General features: G+C 40.3%; 15 protein-coding genes. 8 read left to right on the forward strand and 7 right to left on the reverse strand.

The genetic code is table 11. The features are described from left to right. Window positions 1-80 precede the first annotated feature (80 nt). Window positions 81-2,324, forward strand: a complete 2,244-nt coding sequence (locus B155_RS0104325; protein WP_018127018.1) for a CHRD domain-containing protein — start codon at window positions 81-83, stop codon at window positions 2,322-2,324. 70 nt (window positions 2,325-2,394) lie between these two features. Here B155_RS0104325 and B155_RS0104330 read toward each other — a convergent pair whose 3' ends face one another. The 4 genes from B155_RS0104330 to B155_RS0104345 form a co-directional block, all read right to left on the reverse strand. Then, window positions 2,395-3,162 carry a DUF4412 domain-containing protein gene (locus B155_RS0104330; RefSeq protein WP_018127019.1) on the reverse strand — a complete coding sequence of 256 codons (768 nt, stop codon included), beginning with the start codon at window positions 3,160-3,162 and terminating at the stop codon, window positions 2,395-2,397. Window positions 3,163-3,222: 60 nt separating this feature from the next. Beyond that, window positions 3,223-4,347 carry a tRNA 2-thiouridine(34) synthase MnmA gene (gene mnmA / locus B155_RS0104335; protein ID WP_018127020.1) on the reverse strand — a complete coding sequence of 375 codons (1,125 nt, stop codon included), beginning with the start codon at window positions 4,345-4,347 and terminating at the stop codon, window positions 3,223-3,225. 129 nt (window positions 4,348-4,476) lie between these two features. Continuing rightward, complete coding sequence (locus B155_RS13845; RefSeq protein WP_018127021.1) at window positions 4,477-4,638, reverse strand: hypothetical protein; 162 nt, start codon at window positions 4,636-4,638, stop codon at window positions 4,477-4,479. A gap of 42 nt (window positions 4,639-4,680) precedes the next feature. Then, window positions 4,681-5,181, reverse strand: a complete 501-nt coding sequence (locus tag B155_RS0104345) for an HNH endonuclease (protein WP_026167191.1) — start codon at window positions 5,179-5,181, stop codon at window positions 4,681-4,683. 342 nt (window positions 5,182-5,523) lie between these two features. Between B155_RS0104345 and B155_RS0104350 the strand changes: the two genes are divergently transcribed. Continuing rightward, window positions 5,524-6,831: a Glu/Leu/Phe/Val family dehydrogenase gene (locus B155_RS0104350; RefSeq protein WP_018127023.1), complete on the forward strand. Its 1,308-nt coding sequence runs from the start codon at window positions 5,524-5,526 to the stop codon at window positions 6,829-6,831. Between the two features lie 8 nt (window positions 6,832-6,839). Next, on the forward strand, window positions 6,840-7,241 hold the full coding sequence (locus tag B155_RS0104355; protein ID WP_018127024.1) for an ATP-binding protein: 402 nt from the start codon (window positions 6,840-6,842) through the stop codon (window positions 7,239-7,241). Window positions 7,242-7,341: 100 nt separating this feature from the next. Here B155_RS0104355 and trxA read toward each other — a convergent pair whose 3' ends face one another. Continuing rightward, window positions 7,342-7,668: a thioredoxin gene (gene trxA, locus B155_RS0104360; RefSeq protein WP_018127025.1), complete on the reverse strand. Its 327-nt coding sequence runs from the start codon at window positions 7,666-7,668 to the stop codon at window positions 7,342-7,344. Between the two features lie 117 nt (window positions 7,669-7,785). Then, window positions 7,786-11,991: a DNA polymerase III subunit alpha gene (dnaE, locus tag B155_RS0104365; RefSeq protein ID WP_018127026.1), complete on the reverse strand. Its 4,206-nt coding sequence runs from the start codon at window positions 11,989-11,991 to the stop codon at window positions 7,786-7,788. A gap of 182 nt (window positions 11,992-12,173) precedes the next feature. On the opposite strand from dnaE, the gene B155_RS0104370 reads away from it, so the two are divergent. From B155_RS0104370 to B155_RS0104390, 5 genes are all read left to right on the forward strand, one after another. Beyond that, on the forward strand, window positions 12,174-12,890 hold the full coding sequence (locus B155_RS0104370; RefSeq protein ID WP_018127027.1) for a hypothetical protein: 717 nt from the start codon (window positions 12,174-12,176) through the stop codon (window positions 12,888-12,890). A gap of 91 nt (window positions 12,891-12,981) precedes the next feature. Next, window positions 12,982-13,914 carry a LysR substrate-binding domain-containing protein gene (locus B155_RS0104375; protein WP_018127028.1) on the forward strand — a complete coding sequence of 311 codons (933 nt, stop codon included), beginning with the start codon at window positions 12,982-12,984 and terminating at the stop codon, window positions 13,912-13,914. 140 nt (window positions 13,915-14,054) lie between these two features. Continuing rightward, window positions 14,055-15,044: an MBL fold metallo-hydrolase gene (locus B155_RS0104380; RefSeq protein WP_018127029.1), complete on the forward strand. Its 990-nt coding sequence runs from the start codon at window positions 14,055-14,057 to the stop codon at window positions 15,042-15,044. A 2-nt stretch (window positions 15,045-15,046) separates the two neighbouring features. After that, window positions 15,047-16,762: an ATP-dependent DNA ligase gene (locus B155_RS0104385; RefSeq protein ID WP_018127030.1), complete on the forward strand. Its 1,716-nt coding sequence runs from the start codon at window positions 15,047-15,049 to the stop codon at window positions 16,760-16,762. A gap of 70 nt (window positions 16,763-16,832) precedes the next feature. Beyond that, window positions 16,833-17,786 carry a DNA-3-methyladenine glycosylase family protein gene (locus tag B155_RS0104390; RefSeq protein ID WP_018127031.1) on the forward strand — a complete coding sequence of 318 codons (954 nt, stop codon included), beginning with the start codon at window positions 16,833-16,835 and terminating at the stop codon, window positions 17,784-17,786. Between the two features lie 51 nt (window positions 17,787-17,837). On the opposite strand, the gene B155_RS0104395 is transcribed toward B155_RS0104390, so the two are convergent. Further along, a complete protein-coding gene (locus B155_RS0104395) occupies window positions 17,838-18,944 on the reverse strand; it encodes a hypothetical protein (RefSeq protein ID WP_157464724.1) in 1,107 nt (368 codons plus the stop codon). Window positions 18,945-19,036 lie beyond the last annotated feature (92 nt).

The raw sequence follows: 19,036 nt of genomic DNA on the forward strand, positions 1-19,036 counted from the left end.
CCGAACGGTTTTCCACTTCGTAGTGTAGTATAAGTATGAACTCGTTAGAGTTCTTTAATAATTAACTACACACACAACATATGAAAATAAGAGAGTTACCAATCTTGGTATCTGTTCTGTGTTTACTACTATTTGGGGTATCCGAATCAAGTATAGCACAAACAGTTTTCACATCGACGTTAAGTGGGAGTAATGAAGTCCCCACAAATACTACTACCGCCGCTTATGGCGAAATTACTGCAACTTTAAATGGAACCACCCTAACTGTTGAAGGAAACTTTGATGGTTTAGAAGGCAATTATTCAGCATCACACATTCATGCTGGTTTAGCTGGACAAGGAGGTGGAGTTGTATTCACTTTAACCGCTACAGTTGACACTGATAGCAAAGGTGGAACTTACGCAACAGCAGATAACACATTTTCTCTTACCACAGATCAAGTAGCTATGCTTGAAGGAAGAGAGTTATATGTTAACATTCACTCTGAAGGTTATGCCTCAGGTGAAATTCGCGGACAGTTAACACCACAAGCTGACGCTACTTTTAGAACTAATTTATCTGGTGCATTCGAAGTACCCGCTGTAAAAACTATGGCGAGTGGTGGATTAGTTTTTGAACTCAATGGAGATTCCCTCTTCGTATCTGGTTCTTTTAAAGACCTAAGTAGCGCTTATAGTGCATCTCATTTGCACATTGGAACAACAGGCACGAATGGTGGTGTGGCATTTACCCTTAATGCTACGCTTGAAACGGATAGCCAATCTGGTACATACTTGGCCTCAGAGAACAGGTTCGAATTAACAGCTAGCCAAAAAACTTCACTAATGAATCGCGAGTTTTATGTTAATGTACATACAGCGAACAACGCTTCAGGTGAATTAAGAGGGCAAGTTACACCTCCCGTAAAAGCATCTTTTTATGCTTCCTTATCTGGAACTGCTGAAAACCCTTCTATTAAAACTGCGGCAGCTGGTGCTGTAACAGTAGAATTAAGTCCAAGCGACTCAATCATCGTAAGTGGTGCATTTGCTAACTTAGAAGGTAATTTTGACGCTTCTGTAGCAGGCGGATCACATGTTCATGCTGGACATGCAGGGGCATCAGGCGGCATTGAATTATCATTAACTGCTGATGTAGCTGTTGACCTTAAGTCTGGTACTTATTTGTACTCAGATAATAAGTTCTTAGCAACTACTGATCAGATTACAAAGTTGATGAATCGTGAATTGTATGTAAACATCCACTCAACTACTCATGCAAGCGGTGAACTCCGTGGACAAGTATTAGGTGATGCAACGGCATACTTCAAAACTAAATTAAATGGCTTACATGAAAATCCTGCTGTAGTAACGATGGGTTACGGTGCTGTTAATCTTGAGATAAACGGAACCACCGCAATAATGACGGGTGGATTTGCTGACTTAGGTAGCACCTATGATGCATCACATCTACATGAGGGTGGTGTAACAGCTAATGGTGGTGTAGTAACTGCCTTAACTGCAACAGTATCACAAGATACAGCAGGTCAATATTCAGTTGCTTCAAATACCTATACAATGACAGAAGCGCAAATCACCGCGCTATATGATGAGGGGACCTACGTAAATGTTCACACAGCTGGAGAAGCTGGTGGCGAGATACGTGGCCAATTGCTATTTGGCGACAATTCCCTCCCCGACCCAAGTACATTAAGTACACCTGCTGATGATGCAAATATTACCATTAGTGGTGATGCGTCAACAGATTTCACGGCGACATGGACAGCTACCACTGATCCTGATGGAAATGAAGTAACCTACATTTGGGAAGCTTCAACGGATGTGAATTTTGACGCAAAAGTGATCACCTCCTCTACAGGAAGTGCTACAACGTTCACTACTACGTATGCCGTTGTAGATAGCATTCTAGCTTCATTAGATGTTCAACAAGGTGCTTCGGCTACTTTATACCATAGAGTGGTAGCATCCGATGGTAGCAACGAAGCTTACAGTGAATCTAGAGCTGTTGTAATAGAACGAGGTGTGGTTACTTCTAATGAAGAAACCGAGCTTAATACACCAGATCAAGTTCGATTATCACAAAACTATCCGAACCCTTTCAACCCTAGTACAAACATTTCATTTAACCTCTCGGAAGCAGGTTTAACTGAATTGAGTGTTTATAATATGCTAGGCCAGAAAGTACGTACGATTGTAAATAAGCGATTAAGTGCTGGAGAGTATTCTTATACTTTCAACGCTGATAATTTATCCTCAGGGATTTATATCTATCGCTTAAGAGCAGCGGGTCAAACGATTACAAAACGAATGACCATTATTAAATAAACTGAGATTTCAGTTCATAAAAAAAGGCGTCAACCTTAAGGGAAGACGCCTTTTTTATTATCTATTATTTTTATCTGCCGCCCGACATCACCTTAAACATCAAGTCGGAAACACCGATTAAATTCACCCCAGCTGGTATTTCAACCATTGCTTTAGCTAAGTTTGTTTTATAGATGTTGGTTACTTCCATTATCACTTCGGTTCCTTCATCGCTGGTAACTTCAATGAGCATTGGGAAGTTTTTCGATTTAAAAATCGCTTCTTGAGATACTTGATTTACCGCTTCATCGGCATCTTCTGGTAAATTTTCCCAAGTTTGTGCAAGCATTCCCCAATTGATATCAACATTTGGAGTTAACCATACCGAGATATATTCACCATTCTCATCTTTGCTTTTATTCCAAATACGAAGTTCAGACGTTTCATAGCCATTTATGGACTTCGTTTTGCCTGTATATTCGAAACCCGCGCGATCTCTTTTATTTGAACTTGAGGAAGAACCACTCATTGATGAAAACATCTTGAAAAGTCCTTCGATTTCAGACTTAGTTACTTGAAGAGCATCATTGTCGTCCATTAAAATGATAAAGTCTTTCATATCATTTCGGATTAAGATACCTCCAGAGTTAACGCCTTCTGTTAAACTCACCTCGTTCTCACCCTTTACAAAGATACGTTGAGCAGTTACAAACATATTCAGCTCACTGGTGTTTGGAACTCCATTATCCTCGCTATAGATGTTCATGGTAATTTGCCCTTGAAACTGAGCTATCGCTGAAGTGGATACAAAGATGCTAAAAAGTAATAGTGAGAAAGAAAATACTAGTCGTGATTTCATAGTAGTAATGTTATTTAATTTACGCGAGTAGTAAACGTCCGAAAAGTAGTAATGTTACGCTTAGATTAAATCATCCATGCCAACATTCACTTTTCTAATCCAACCACCGGCCACAACATCGTCTCCTTCATAACAAACAACGGCTTGTCCAGGAGTAATTGCTTCGCGACCCGCAGGGAAATGAACTTTAATCTCATCTTCTCCTAGCTGAGTTAGATAACCAATCGCACCATCATCATTATATCGAATAGCGCCGGTTATTTCCATATTCTCAGTCGGAACTTTATCGTACTTAATCAGATTAATTTCCTTTGCTGTAAGCGTAGTACTAATAAGATCTTCTTTTTCACCAATGGTTATAGTATTTGTAACCGCATTGATATCGGTTACATACACAGGCTTACCCATAGGCAAATTTAATCCTCTACGTTGGCCAATTGTGTAGAATGGATAACCTTCGTGTTCACCAAGGATATTTCCATCCTTGTCCACGAATTTACCTCCCTTCATCCTTTGCTCTAGTCCTGGTACTTTGTCTTTTAAAAATCTTCTGTAGTCATCATCTGGAACAAAGCAGATTTCATAAGAATCTGGCTTGTTAGCAACATTCAGCAATCCATGATCTTCAGCAATTTGGCGAATCTCGGTTTTAGAATATCCACCTAATGGAAAAATAGTTCTTTCAAGATGTTCTTGAGCTACTCCCCAAAGTGCGTAAGATTGGTCTTTTTTAGGATCTAGACCTTTTGAGATGATATGGCGGCCATTTTCTTCACGAACTCTTGCATAATGTCCTGTAGAAATAAAATCACAACCAAGGTTATCTGCTCGTTTTAGTAGCGCTGCCCATTTAATATGCGTGTTACATAGCACACAAGGGTTAGGTGTTCGGCCATCCATGTAATCGCCAACAAAACGGTCGATTACCCAATCTCCAAATTCCTCGCGGATATCAACAATAAAATGTTTGAAGCCATGATTTACAGCAATATGGCGAGCGTCGTTCATCGACTCAACCGTACAACAACCCGTTTCTTTCCCGTTCGAACCACCACTACGGTGATAGTCCCAGGTTTTCATGGTGATGCCTATAACTTCGTAACCTTGTTCTCTTAGCATTACAGCTGCTACCGAGGAGTCAACTCCTCCACTCATAGCAACGAGAACTCTTCCTTTTTTACTCATGATGTTGTGCGATATCCGTTCACTTTTTGCGAACCTAAAATATAAGGCTTTTTCTACTCCTTATTTGGAATTGTATGCCTTCATCAATTAGAATTCTCTATGCCTCTGATAAGCTGGGGCAAAGAAAAATCAATCTGCAGCTTCTTTGATGGAAGTATTGCTTTTAACTCTTTTGAGGATCACAATTGCGAGAATTATACCCACCAATAATCCGCCTCTAATATTCCCGAAAGCAGAACTGATAGCTATACAAATAACGACAACCCCAATAGCTATGATTACATTTTTCATAGCAAGTTGATTTAAGTGAGTTGAGCCTGACTAAATAGCTCGTTAAGTCATATATAGGTACGGCTTCCACGGCTCTTGAACCCCGCCGTTGAAGTCTCTAAAAAAGGTAATTGGAACGGGACGATACGGCTCACTTCGAAGTGGCATTAGCGCCTCTTTAGGAGTTCTATTTCCTTTTTTCACATTACACTTATCGCATGCTGTTGTAAGATTTTCCCAGGTATCTTTACCCCCTCTACTTTTTGGCAGCACATGATCGATGGTTAAATTCGATTTCTTTCCGCAATACTGACATTTGAACCCATCTCTGCGCATGATATTTCGTCGAGTTAATACCACTTTTGAATAAGGGATACGAATGTATGAGCGTAATCGAATAACTGAAGGGTAGTCGTATTGCTGCCTTGTAGTTCGAAGTTTCTTTGTAGGGTGATCGTGCAATAGTTCGGCTTTATCCAAAAAGATGAGCTTCATGGACCGTTGTATTGAGCAAATACTCAATGGCTGATAATCCTGATTTAACACCAGTACATTTGCGTTCATTGTGCATCCGATTTAGGTTGATGTAACTAATTATCTCTCTTTCATGGAAAATGCAGGATCATGAACTCTGAGCTTACCTAACGCAAGCAAGCCTTAGTATGATATATTTCTATGTTAAATTCAAATTTGCTCTACTATGCAAAAATGAGTTAATACTATGAATTCCTCTTTATTTCTCAGCTTTAGATTAAATACAGCAGGAGTTTAATCACACTATTACTGTAATATTTTTTAAACCTTAACTTTTTCGTGTCGATAATGTCTTTTTAGTAGGAGATTAGACTGTCTTATTTATATATTTGCATGCATTTTTTAGCACCCTAAAGAACTTTACATCTACATATGTCAGAATTAAAAGAAGCTCTTTCAAAAGAGTACTATAAAGAACCCGCCCCAATACCACAAAGCGATTCTCCATTTGCTTCCATGATGGAAAGATTCCGTTTTGCAGCCGATATCTTAGATTTAGACGAAGGCGTATTCCAATACTTATCAACGCCAGAAAAAGTAGTTATGGTAGCAATACCTGTTACTATGGATGATGGACGCATTGAAGTATTTGAAGGCTATCGTGTAATTCATAACAGTATCCTTGGGCCATCTAAAGGTGGAATCCGTTACGCTGAAGATGTTCACTTAGATGAAGTGAAAGCATTAGCAGCATGGATGACTTGGAAGTGTGCATGTGTAAATGTTCCTTTTGGTGGAGCTAAAGGTGGCGTTAGAGTAGACCCAAAGAAATTATCTATGCCAGAATTGGAGCGATTAACTCGTCGCTATACTACCAATATGTTTGAAGTATTTGGTCCAGATCGTGATATCCCAGCTCCAGATATGAATACAAACGAGCAGATTATGGCTTGGATTATGGATGCATACAGCATGAAAAGCCATAAAAATGATACTGCGGTTGTAACTGGTAAGCCTATTATTCTAGGTGGCTCGAAGGGTCGCCGCGAAGCTACCGGACGTGGTGTAATTACAACTACATTAGCGGCTTTAAATAAACTGAAAATTTCCCCAAGCGATGCCTCTATTGTAGTGCAAGGGTTTGGTAATGTAGGTTCTGTTTCGGCTCAATTAATATATGAGCAGGGAGCAAAAATCATCGCGATTAGTGATGTAAGTGGTGGTTACTATAACAAGAATGGAATCGATATTCCAAAAGCTATCCATTACTCTCAAACCAACGGCTATTCTCTCGAAGGCTTTGACGGTGCTGAAAAAATCTCGAACAAAGATCTGCTTGAACTAGAGTGTGATGTACTAATTCCTGCGGCGAAAGAAGATCAAATCGACAAAGACAATGCTGGCAAGATCCGTGCAAAAATTATTGCTGAAGGTGCAAACGGACCAGTAACTGCCAATGCTGATAAGATTCTTGAAGAAAATGGAATTATGGTAATCCCTGACATTCTTGCTAATGCGGGTGGTGTAACTGTTTCTTACTTTGAGTGGGTACAGGATCGCCATGGTTACTTCTGGACGGAAGAGCGTGTTAACCGCCGCCTAAATCGTATGATGCGTGAAGCTTTCGATAACTTATTTACCGTAAGTGAAAAGTACAGCATCACATTACGTCAGGCTGCTTATGTTTATTCTATCGATCGTGTTGCTACAACTTTGAAGCTTCGCGGAATCTACGCTTAATTAATTTCATGAATTATAGCACGGAACTTATACTCGAGTCTCGCTATGAAGAGGCAGAAAAAGTAGAAGGACTTTTGAATGAACTTCAATCGTCCTTAGACTTTGATGATGAGTTCTATGCTCGTTTGATGCTAACAGTTAGTGAAGCAGCTACAAACGGTATTGTTCATGGCAATAAGCTAGACGAATCTAAAAAAGTGAGAATCTTGGCTCAATTTGATGGGGAAGTTCTCACTGTTTCGGTTAAAGATGAAGGGGAAGGATTTACGCCTTCTGAAGTAGCCGATCCTTTGGCTGAAGAAAACCTACTTAAAACAAGTGGCCGTGGTGTATTTTTAATGGAAGAATACGCCGATGAAGTTACCTATACTGAAAACGGCACCTGTTTAACTTTGAAGTTCAAGGTTTAAAAAAATCAGCTCTGCACTATTTTCTGGATGAATTCATCCTCATAAAAAAAGCCGATTAGGACATCCTAACCGGCTTTTTTAATATTCGTACTTCAACTATTTACGCTAGTTGAGCATCTAGTTGTTTTGTTAAATGTGGTTTTGGAACCGCACCAACGATTTGGTCAACAACTTCACCGTTTTTGAAAATCAATAATGCAGGAATACTACGAATTCCGTACTTCACAGAGATTTCTGGGTTATTATCTACATTTACTTTACCAATTTTAGCTTTGCCGTCATATTCGCCAGCCATTTCTTCTACAACTGGTCCAATCATGCGGCAAGGGCCACACCATTCTGCCCAAAAGTCTACTAATACTGGTTTATCTGAGTTAAGTACTTCAGCTTCAAAGTTGCTGTCTGTAAATTCAAGTGCTTTTGCCATTCCTGTCACCTAAGGTTATTGTTTAAAAATCTTTTTTTCTTTAACGGTCTAAATATCACAATTTTTCCACTAATAAGTCACATTGTTTGTAGTTATACCGTTCATTGCAAGGCTTTATCACGACAGGCTTAATTCCACCTTCTCGTCGCCCAATACATTTCTCAATCCTTTTAGTAATTCATCATTAGGATCCACCACAAAATTACGAACATTCATTCTAATAGGACCTTTTGCTTCACTGCTGTGCACTTTCATTTTCACCATAGTTGTGCCTTTATGAAGCTGGAATAGGGTTTCCATTTGCTTTACATCTTCTGGCTGTAGTTCAGAAGTAACTACTTTCAAATGTAATTTAAGGTTGTCTTGGTATTTTTCTCGAAGATTTTCGACTCGGTCAACGGCCGTTACAATCACACTATTACCTCGATCTCTTCTTCGAAACTTACCCGATACAAAAACTACATTATCTACTTGAAGTAACGCATTGTAACGGTCGAACTCGTTACTGAAAACAGCTACTTCAATAGATGAATTCAAATCCTCTAGTTGCAGGAATGCGATAGGTCTACCCTTCTTATCTGTGGCTTGTCGCTTTCCGGTAATAATCGCAATGAAACGGACATCAGAATCATGAGGTAATCTATTCAAGCAATCATCGCTTAGATTCTGCTTTCCAAATAACTTTATGTCCTCTTCGTACTTTTGCAAAGGATGTCCACTCAGGTAAAAGCCAATGAGCTCCCTTTCATTATTGAGCCTTTCGATACTGCTCCATTTTGGAACAGACTTCAATTTCGGTTCTTGATACGCCGCATTTCCTGAGCCACCACCAAATAGATTAACTTGGTTCATGCGTTCTTCTTCTTGCTTTCGAGATGCATAAGAAAGGATATCTTCTACACCTCCCATCAGCTGAGCTCTATTATCATCAAGCTCGTCGAAAGCACCGGCTGCGATTAAACTCTCTAAAGTTCTTCGGTTACAAACGCGCAGGTCTACACGAGCTGCAAAATCAAAAATTGATTTAAAGAGGCCGTTTTCTTCACGCTCTTCCACTATATGCTGAATAGCTGAAGATCCAACTCCTTTAATGGCCGACATTCCATAGTGCACCGTACCATCTTTTGCTACGAATTTTCCACGAGCTGTATTGATATTTGGTGGCTTTACTTCGATACCCATTTTCTGGCATTCTTCGATAAAGGAGGCCACTTTTTTGATATCGTTCATATTATGGCTCATCACTGCCGCCATATATTCAGCGGGGTAATTCGCCTTGAAATACATCGTGTGATATGCCACCACCGAGTATGCCGCCGAATGCGATTTATTGAAACCATAACTCGCAAACATCTGCATCTTCTCGAATACAGAAAGCGCCGTTTGTTCGTCAACCCCTTGTTCTTGGGCGCCAGCTACGAACTTAGGCTTCTCGGCCTCCATAACGTCGTGCTTTTTCTTACCCATGGCACGGCGAAGTAAATCTGCACCACCAAGTGTATAACCCCCTAATTTCTGTGCCACATTCATGATCTGCTCCTGATAGATCATAATTCCGAATGTTGGCTCTAGAATATCTTTAATAAGCTCATGATCGTATTCCGCTTTTTCAACGCCTTGCTTACGCTTGATATAATCTGGGATAAACTGCATCGGACCTGGACGATACAATGCGTTCATAGCAATAAGGTCGTTGATATTGGTTGGCTTCAGATCTTTCAGGTATTTCCTCATACCCTCACTCTCAAACTGGAAGGTTCCTAAAGTTCCTCCCTTTTGGTAAAGCTTATATGTCTTTTCGTCATCAAGTGGAATATCATCGAGATCGTACTCTATACCGTGATTCTCTTTTACTAATCCAATCGCGGTTTTTAGAATCGACAAGGTTTTTAAACCCAAGAAATCCATCTTCAGCATACCTGCATTTTCGATAACACTTCCGTCAAATTGTGTTACCGTTAAGTCGGCATCCTTGGCCGTACTAACAGGAATATATTCGGTGAGATCATCCGGAGCGATTATAATACCAGCGGCATGAATCCCTGTATTTCGAACCGACCCTTCTAATACATGAGCCATCTTGAGGGTTTCAGCTTCTAAGCCTTCCCCAGCTTTTAAGTCGCGCAGTTCTTTTACTTCACTGAAAGCATCATCTAGGGAAGTACCGGGTCGTTCTGGGACAAGTTTTGCTAGTCTATCGGCATCTGAAAGGGGTAAATCAAGCACTCGAGCTACATCACGAACCGATGACCGTGCTGCCATAGACCCGAAGGTGATGATGTGGGCTACCTGATTTTTACCGTATTTATTTACTACATATTCAATCACTTTTTGACGACCATCATCATCGAAATCGATATCGATATCAGGCATCGATACACGTTCAGGATTCAAAAAACGCTCAAAAAGAAGATCGTATTTCAGTGGATCGATATTGGTAATACCGGTACAATAGGCCACCACAGAACCAGCGGCTGAACCTCGACCGGGCCCTACATATACCCCCATATCTCGAGCAGCTGAAATAAAATCCTGAACAATCAAGAAGTACCCAGCAAAGCCCATATCCTTGATAATCTTCAGCTCATGATCGATGCGATTTCTTACCTCTTCATTCAGATCTTCATATCGCGGTTTCGCACCTTCATAGGTAATGTGCCGAAGGAAATCATCTTCTGTTTCAAAGCCATCTGGTAATTCAAAATTTGGTAGAATTACATCACGAGATAATTTGATTGGCTCAATTTTATCTACGATTTCTTGGGTTGACATAATGGCTTGTGGCATATCCACAAACAACGCTTTCATTTCATCTGAGGTCTTGAAATAGAATTCGTTATTAGGGAATCCATATCTAAAATCTTTACCTCGCCCAATAGGAGTACTCATCAACTTACCATCATCAATACAAATGAGTGCATCGTGAGCTTTGGCGTCTTCCTCTTCTAAATAGAATACATTATTAGTGGCAACGAGTTTTACGCCGTATTTCTTAGAAAACTCCTTATAGACCTCGTTCACCTTTTGCTCTTCCGGTAAACCATGGTTAAGCACTTCTAGATAGAAGTCATCTCCAAATACTTCCATCCACCACTGTAGTGCTTCTTCAGCATACTCTTCCCCTTTATTCAGGATAAGATCGGCAAGCTCGCCATATATGCCACCACTCAAGCAGATTAAGTCTTCTGCATACTCCTTTATTACTTCCTTATCAACTCGGGCAAATTTGTAATAGTAACCTTCGGTGAAACCAATAGAACTAAGCTTTGCCAAGTTCTTATACCCATTTTGATTTTTAGCTAAAATCGGGATTTGATGGCGCTTATCTCTGTTTTCGCGGGTAAATTTTTTCTTATGGCGATCTTCAACTACATAAAACTCACAACCAACTATTGGTTTAATACCCGCATTATGTGCTTCAGCCACAAAACTAAAAGCCCCATACATATTGCCTAAATCGGTAAGTGCTACGGCGGGCATTCCTTCATTTTTGGCTTTGGCAACCAAATCTTTAATTCCGGCTGTAGCTTGGAGTACGGAAAACTTAGAATGACAGTGAAGGTGAGTAAAAACTAGATCTTCATCTAATTCAACTTCAGGCTCTACAGCCTCATTCGCCTCACTTTTTTCACCCTCAATTAATTCATCATCTTTTTTTTTGATCCTAGATGGGGATACTAGGTCGATGTACTCCTCGCGTTTCATGTAACTTGCCGACGATTCATACAGCTTAGCGTCTAGCGGGAAGTTTACCTTGATTACACCTAGGCGCACCATTTCCAGAAAGGCACGAGAAGTGGCTTCCACATCCGCGGCTGCATCATGGGCATCATCAAAGCCACGATTAAAAAGTGCTCTATGCAATTCCATCAAAGTTGGCCATTTGTAGCCACGCGAACCTTCAATCTTGCAATATTCAGTACCTTCGTCCTTCGTATCAATTTTCGGCTTGTCCATTATAGCCGACGGAATTTTTTTACGAAGGTATTCTGCGCCCATCACCTTCTCATCAAAAGAGACATTGTGCCCGATTAAGAAAAATGCACGGTCCATATCTTTTCTAAAGGCATGAAGTACTTCAACTAAGTCAATTCCCTCTTCATTGGCTCTTTTTGTAGAGATCCCATGAATTTGTTCAGAGTTAAATGGAATGGTAAAGCCTTCGGGCTTAACGATATAGTTACCGCTCGAGATAAGTTTACCGGTATGATCATGTAACTGCCATGCAAGCTGAACAAGGCGTGGCCAGTTCTCTAGATCTGTGATAGGTGCTGAAAAATCTTGGGGTAAACCGGTTGTCTCGGTATCAAAAATTAGATACATAAAAAGGGGTCAATGAAAACTCTGCTGAGTAGTGAATATACAGTTCAACAGCTTCAAAACTAAGTTGAATTTCAAGAGATTATTTTCAGCATTTCACAATTCTTATCAACCTTTTTCACAAGCTTTTTTCAGATTAATCGTATCCTTATCCCCATACTATTATCAAGATTATTTAAGAGACTATGAAACTATCAAAAAGACTATCCCTACTTGCTTTAGCACTGATTCTGTTAAGCATGCCATCAGCCATTGCTCAAGATATCTCGGCAGGCGAAATTGAATTTGATGACCTCGCAAACATGGGCTACTACGGCTCCACCGTTAAAGAGAGTAAGTACCGAACGGTATCAGGTTCACCCTATATCAATGAAAGCTGGAATATTGGCCGCATTACGTTAGCGAATGGAAAGCAGACGGTAAAAACCCCTCTCCGATTTAACAGCTTAGAAAATTATATAGAGTTCATGCAAGAGGGCCAAAAGCTGATGATGCCCACCGAGAAAGTGTTGGGCTTTTACTACTTAGAAGATGATACGCGCATAGTTTTTGAACGAGGTTTAAACCATCGCAGTGAGAACATCACGCCTGAGACATTTGTTCAAACACTATACAAAGGTGATCACATCTTTTTTGTGCACTACAACACTCGTAAAACCGAAGGCCAGCAAGCTAGTTATGGATCTGGTGAGTATAGAGATCGCATTCGAACTTACACTAACTATTTTGTACAGTTACCGAATGGTGAGCTCAAAAAAATTAAGAAGCTAAAAGAGAAGGATGTGCTTAAGGCATTTGATTCAAATAAAGACGCTTTGAAAGCTTATGCTAAACAAAACAAATTGAGTTTTAAGAAGGAACAAGATGTAGCTAAAATCATTAAATATGCTGATAGCCTATAAATTCTGATTTCTTGGATTTGGAAGCTCTCTAATTCAGGGAGCTTTTTTTGTTTTAAGTAAGTAGATTATCAACGAACTCAATCGTTTTTTTATGACCCTCACTCAACTATCTTATATCGTGGCTGTAGATAAATATCGCCACTTTGCTACCGCAGCTCAAAAGATATTTATTACCCAACCAACACTGAGTATGCAAATTCAGAAGTTGGAAGACGAACTCGGCGTTCTCATCTTCGATCGTTCAAAATCGCCTGTAGTACCCACCGCCATTGGTGAACAAATTATTGAACAGGCGAAGGTAATACTGAGTGGCTCTAAGCACATTGAAGATATGGTGTCGGTGAAAGACAAAGAGCTTTCGGGAACCTTTCGAGTAGGTATTATCCCCACCATTGCTCCTTATCTTGTTCCTTTATTTTTGAAGCCATTCACTCTAAAACATCCGAACGTAAAGCTCATTTTTGAGGAAGCACTTACCAGTGAAGTATTAGATGGCTTACACGAAGATCACTTCGATGTTGGAATTATTGCAACATCCACAAGTCAGCATATTCATGAGCAAGAATTGTTCTTAGAACCATTTTTAGGCTACTTGAGTAATGGACACGATTTTGCCACCAAAGACAAGTTGTGCATCGATGATCTATACTCTCAAGAGTTGTGGTTATTGAATGAAGGGCATTGCTTCAGAGACCAAACGATTAAGTTGTGCAAGCAGACCAACGACAAGATCAAAAACAACAATGTGACCTTTGAAAGCGGAAACCTTGAGACTCTAAAACGATTGGTAGAACAGGATTTCGGTATTACCCTGATGCCTTACCTTGCTATGCAAGATCACGACACCCGTTGTGCGAATGGAGTCATCAAAGAGTTTATGGATCCCGTTCCTACTCGAAAAATACGCTTAGTGTATAGCCGTGAATTCTTGAAACAGAATGTGGTTTCAGCTTTTGCAGAAGCTATTAAAGAATCTCTACCAGAAGAATTAAAGAATAAGAAAGAAGAACTCGTTGTTGAGTAGCTTTCAACATTCAGACTCTTAAAGCCCGGATTTGATTCGGGCTTTTTTTGTATGTGGAGGTGACTAGAACTTGATTTATGTATGCCACGAACTGTCACCCACTATGATTAGTTTAACCAACAAACGAATCATAGTGATTAATGCAGAAGGTTATAAAAGAAGGATATCATGGCATCTTACTTCCTGAGTTAGGAATAGGATTAGACTATTCGGGGAGCAAAGCTGAGTATGTATTTATCAGCCACGCCCACGCCGATCATGTACCACGAAATCGTTCGATGACAGTATATGCGACTCCTCCTACTGCCAGTTTTATGAAGCTCAGAGGATTCAAAGGCATGGTTCATGAGCTACCCTTTGCTCAAACATTAGAAACCGAACGAGCACGAATCACTTTTTATCCAGCGGGGCATATTTTAGGCTCAGCAATGACTTTCATCGAAAGTGACTTAGGGAATCTGTTATATACGGGTGATTATCGAACACCACCATCGCCAGCAACCGAAGGGTTTGAACTTCCCAGTGCCCCCATTGATACTTTTATAACCGAAGCCACCTTTGCCCTGCCCATCTATAAGTGGATGAGTGAACAAGCATTGGCAGAGCAGATCAAAGGGTTTGCATCAGAGTGTTTGCACCAAAACTACACCCCAGTATTTACGGCCTATAATTTGGGCAAAGCTCAAGAGTTGATGTACATCCTCAAAGAACTTGGCCACCCAATGCAGATTCATGGCGCTGGGTATAACTTATGTAAGGTTTATGAAGAGCACGGTTTCCCATTAGGTGAATATGAACGCTATGACCGTGACAGCTGTGAAGGTAAAATTTTAATTACCCCTAGTTCAGCATTGAATAATGGCTTTGCGAGTAATATTCAACGGAAGAAAATCGCTTACTGTTCGGGCTGGGCAAGTAACGCATCTAGGCAATCTCAGCTTACCGTAGATGCCATGATTCCCATATCCGACCATTTAGATTTCTTTGAGTTAATTCAACTGTGTAAGCGTCTCAACCCCAAAAAAGTATTCATTACTCATACGCCCAATCCTCAAGTCGTACTTCATTATTTAACGAATCTAGGTATTCCATCAGAGTACTTAGACCTTCCAGCCGATGAGGAGACCTAATTGTGAAAACTTCCTTTAAATCATTCTGTGATTATGTTGAACGAATAGCTAATACCCGTGGAAACAATGCTAAAATTGCTTTATGTGTTCAATTCCTCCAGTCTATTACTACTAAGGAAGAGCTTGAAATTGCGACTCAGTTTTTAAGTGAGGGAGCCTTTTCAAATGTATCTGGAATTCGAGCATCAGTGGGTCATCGAACGCTTGCTACCTTAGCTGCCGACTTCTGTGACATTGATTACGATTTGGTCTTCAAACCTTGCAAAACGGCCACTGGTAGCTCCTCTGAAACCATTCAACGATTATTTGAAAACATCCCTGAAGCTCGAAATAAATGGAACGATGGTGGACTTACTTTAGGTGCTATTGCTGAAGTCTATAGTCGATTAGCTTATACCCGAAAACGAGTGGAAAAACAGCACATCATTTGGGATACATGGAGCCAAATAACCCCCCTTGAAATCAAGTACTTCATTCGCATATTAGGGCAAAGATCGTTGCGTATTGGTTTCGAGTCTAAGAGCCTTCTCCATGCCATAGCTAAAGCCTTTGATGCGAATCTAGATCAAGTGCGCTACGCCCATATGATAAGCGGGAGCATGGGTAAGACCGCTGTGCTTGCTCGTGAATCTAAGTTGGATACGGCTCAATTTAAGATGTTTAGCCCTATAGCATTTATGCTTGCCTCCCCCATCGAAAGTAGAAGTGTAGAGGATTTCAGTACTTATATCGCTGAAGAGAAATTCGACGGTATGCGCTGCCAAGCACATATCCATGACAATGAGGTAAGACTTTACTCACGAGACCTCAATGAAATCAGCCATAGCTTTCCAGAAGTAATTTCCTTTTTTGAGGACAAAGAACTCCCTCCCACAGTTCTGGATGGTGAACTTTGTGTGTATATAGATAACACCATCATGCCCTTTCAACACCTCCAACAACGTATGGGAGTGAAGAAGCCTACCGAGCTTCTGCTTAGTAAATACCCGGTGCTATTCATTAGTTATGATCTACTTTATTTCGATGAACATGCACTTTTTGATGCTCCTCTTCATGAACGCAGAAAGCGTCTTGAAGAAGTGGCACATAGCCATTCCATACCAATCACCAACCAGTTTGCTGTACAATCCAAACAGGATATCTCAACATTGTTTGAGCAGGCTTTAGAGCATGGGAATGAAGGGCTCATGTTAAAGCGTAAAGATTCGATGTATGAATTTGGGCAGCGACGTAAGTCATGGTTGAAGGTTAAAAAACCGAGTGGCAGTTTAGATACCGTAATGTTGTATGCGCATGCTGGCAGTGGTAAGCGTGGAGGTAGTTACTCTGACTTCACTTTAGGTATTTCCGTGAAAGACGATGACCGTTACGAAGAAGAGTTTATCCCTATTGGTAAAGCCTATAGCGGATATTCAGACGTTGAACTGAAGAAAATGAATGCGCTGATCAAAGATATTACCCTCGAGCGTTTTGGTCCTACTGTTCTCTTAAAACCTCATTTAGTGATTGAACTTGAATTCGAAGACATTCAAGTAAATAAGCGAACGAAAGCAAAGTACACCTTACGTTTTCCTCGTTTTAAAGCCATTCGTTGGGATTTAAGTCCAAATGATGCCGATACATTAAAAGATGTGGAGAAGATGTATGAGCAGAAATTAGAACGAGAGCGAAGGCAACAGGGGATAAATCCTTCATTTTATTTTGATGTTGATTCCTGAACGATTGTACATTTCATTGAATTGTTGAAGTTGCAACAATGTGAACTTACACCCATAGGTACCTGAATTTATGAGCTCATGGACGCTTAAATCCATCCCCCCACACGACTGGTTTTTATGCCTGGATGTTGAATCTTACTTCGATCATGAACACGACCCCGAAACCATTTTCGAAGAAGGCTTCACTCGGCCTATTCCTATTGGAGATCGTGATGTTGTGATTACGGTATTCTTTAATGGAGATCCTGATGCACCTGAGTTTCATATCGAATGTAAAGAATCACTCTCTAAAGAGGATATTGATGAGGCCAACGTGAGCTTAAAAAAGATCTTAGGCACCGAAATGGATACGCGTCCGCTGTACGACCAAGCCTCGGATGATCCACTATTGGCCGATAAGCTTTCTGAATTATATGGGTTGAAGAGAATGACTCGAGCTAATCTTTTCGAGGATATTCAAAATCGTATTGTGGAAATGCAGATGAACCACAAACCGACCGCTAAAAAAATGATGTTTGCTATTCGGGAAGCCTACGGTGCTGCATTAACCCACAATGGTAAGAATTTACCATCTTGGCCACGGCCACATCAGTTGATGAAAGCGGACCCTGCCAACATACGTAAACTTGGCCCTACACTACGCAAAGGGCAATATCTTGTAGAGCTGTCTCATAATATTGTTGGGGGCGAAACGGATATGGATTATATCATGAATTGTGACCCAACAACGGCCTATGAAGAACTCACCAATATCAAAGGTATTGGCCCAACAGCGGCTCAAGATATAATGATGATGCGAGCGCGCACCGATGCTGTTTTTCCAAGTAATAAGAAGAAAGATGAAGAAAAAGGACTTCGCAGGTGGATTATTTGGAGTTATGGAGGCGATCCTCATAACACCACTGAAGAAGAGTTTCAGCAGATGATACAGAACTGGCAAGGCCAAGAATCTGCCGCACTTGAATTTCTACATGTGAATTATGTGATTAAGGAAAAAGAACAAAAAGCGAAGGCAAAGAAGTAAGGGCAGTTAACCAACATCACTGTAAAGATCTTCTCTAATAGACCACTTAGTTCATTTGATGAGTGGATTGGTAAACAACCCAAAGGTGGAATCATCGATTCGAACTCCTATATGATCGTCCGATACATGAGTAACCATCCCATTATTAGGTAGATGGACTTTATATTCAATTTCGCCTTCCATATTCAATACAAACCAGAGTTGGGTTGGGCCACTAAGATTCGATTTAAGCCAGATTTGCTGATTTTTAACGATCATTTTATCAGCTACTGCTTTAGTTTTAGGGAATGCATTTCGAATCCGCTCTTCACTCTCCACATCTAAATAGTTATTCTCCCCATCTTCATGTTTTATGAATTCATCTACCTCTTCAGTAGTTACATCTTCAGTTGGCAACTCAACAGTGATAGTACGGAGGGTATCAAATGACTGATTTACCTCTGCAATTTCTGTTGTTTGAGTATCAAATAGCCATAATCTACCGGCGGTTTCCGATTCGGATATTAATTGTTTTACACCAAAGGGCAGATAAATCCAGCTCCCAAATCTTCCATTTATAGATTTTCCAATGGGTGCCTGTAATCTCCCAATTATACCTAAAGAGTGTTCTAATTTTTCTGTGTCAAAATTATAGAGAAATAGATTTGTCGAATTAATTTCTCGATTACCATACGCACGTCCTTTGGTAAAAACTAAGTTTATTGAGTCTGTTGAAGCGTAGACTTCATACATTGAATAATTGCCCTTTGGTGGGAATGCCTCCCTTATTAGGTTCAAATCCGTATCAAATACTGAATAACGATCTTGCATCTGATCGTAAACTACAACACGCTCTTCAAAATATGATGGAACCCCAACGTCTTGAACTTCGCCCGGCCCCCTTCCTTTTATAGTTTCGGTGATTACTGTAGTAAGGCTCTTATCCGTTTTTATGATTGAGGCCGGATGAAATACTGGGAGGAGTATACTCTCATCAACAGTTGTAATGCTATTTAGACCTAGATAACCGAAGTAGAAATCATCGATTTGGCTAACGGACTTTATTAAGGTTGGAGTAAGTGATGGAATTGATTCTATACGTTCACTTGTAGTCTGTTTCTTTGGCTCTGACGTACATGCCATGCCCATCAATAAAAACCCTAATATTATAAATCTCATACCCTATATATTAATTGTAAACAATGAACTATAGGTAATTAGCAGGAATAAAAAAAGCCGAGCTATTACACTCGGCTTCGTATTGAGACTTA

Source organism: Balneola vulgaris DSM 17893 (genome assembly GCF_000375465.1).
GTDB lineage: Bacteria > Bacteroidota > Rhodothermia > Balneolales > Balneolaceae > Balneola > Balneola vulgaris.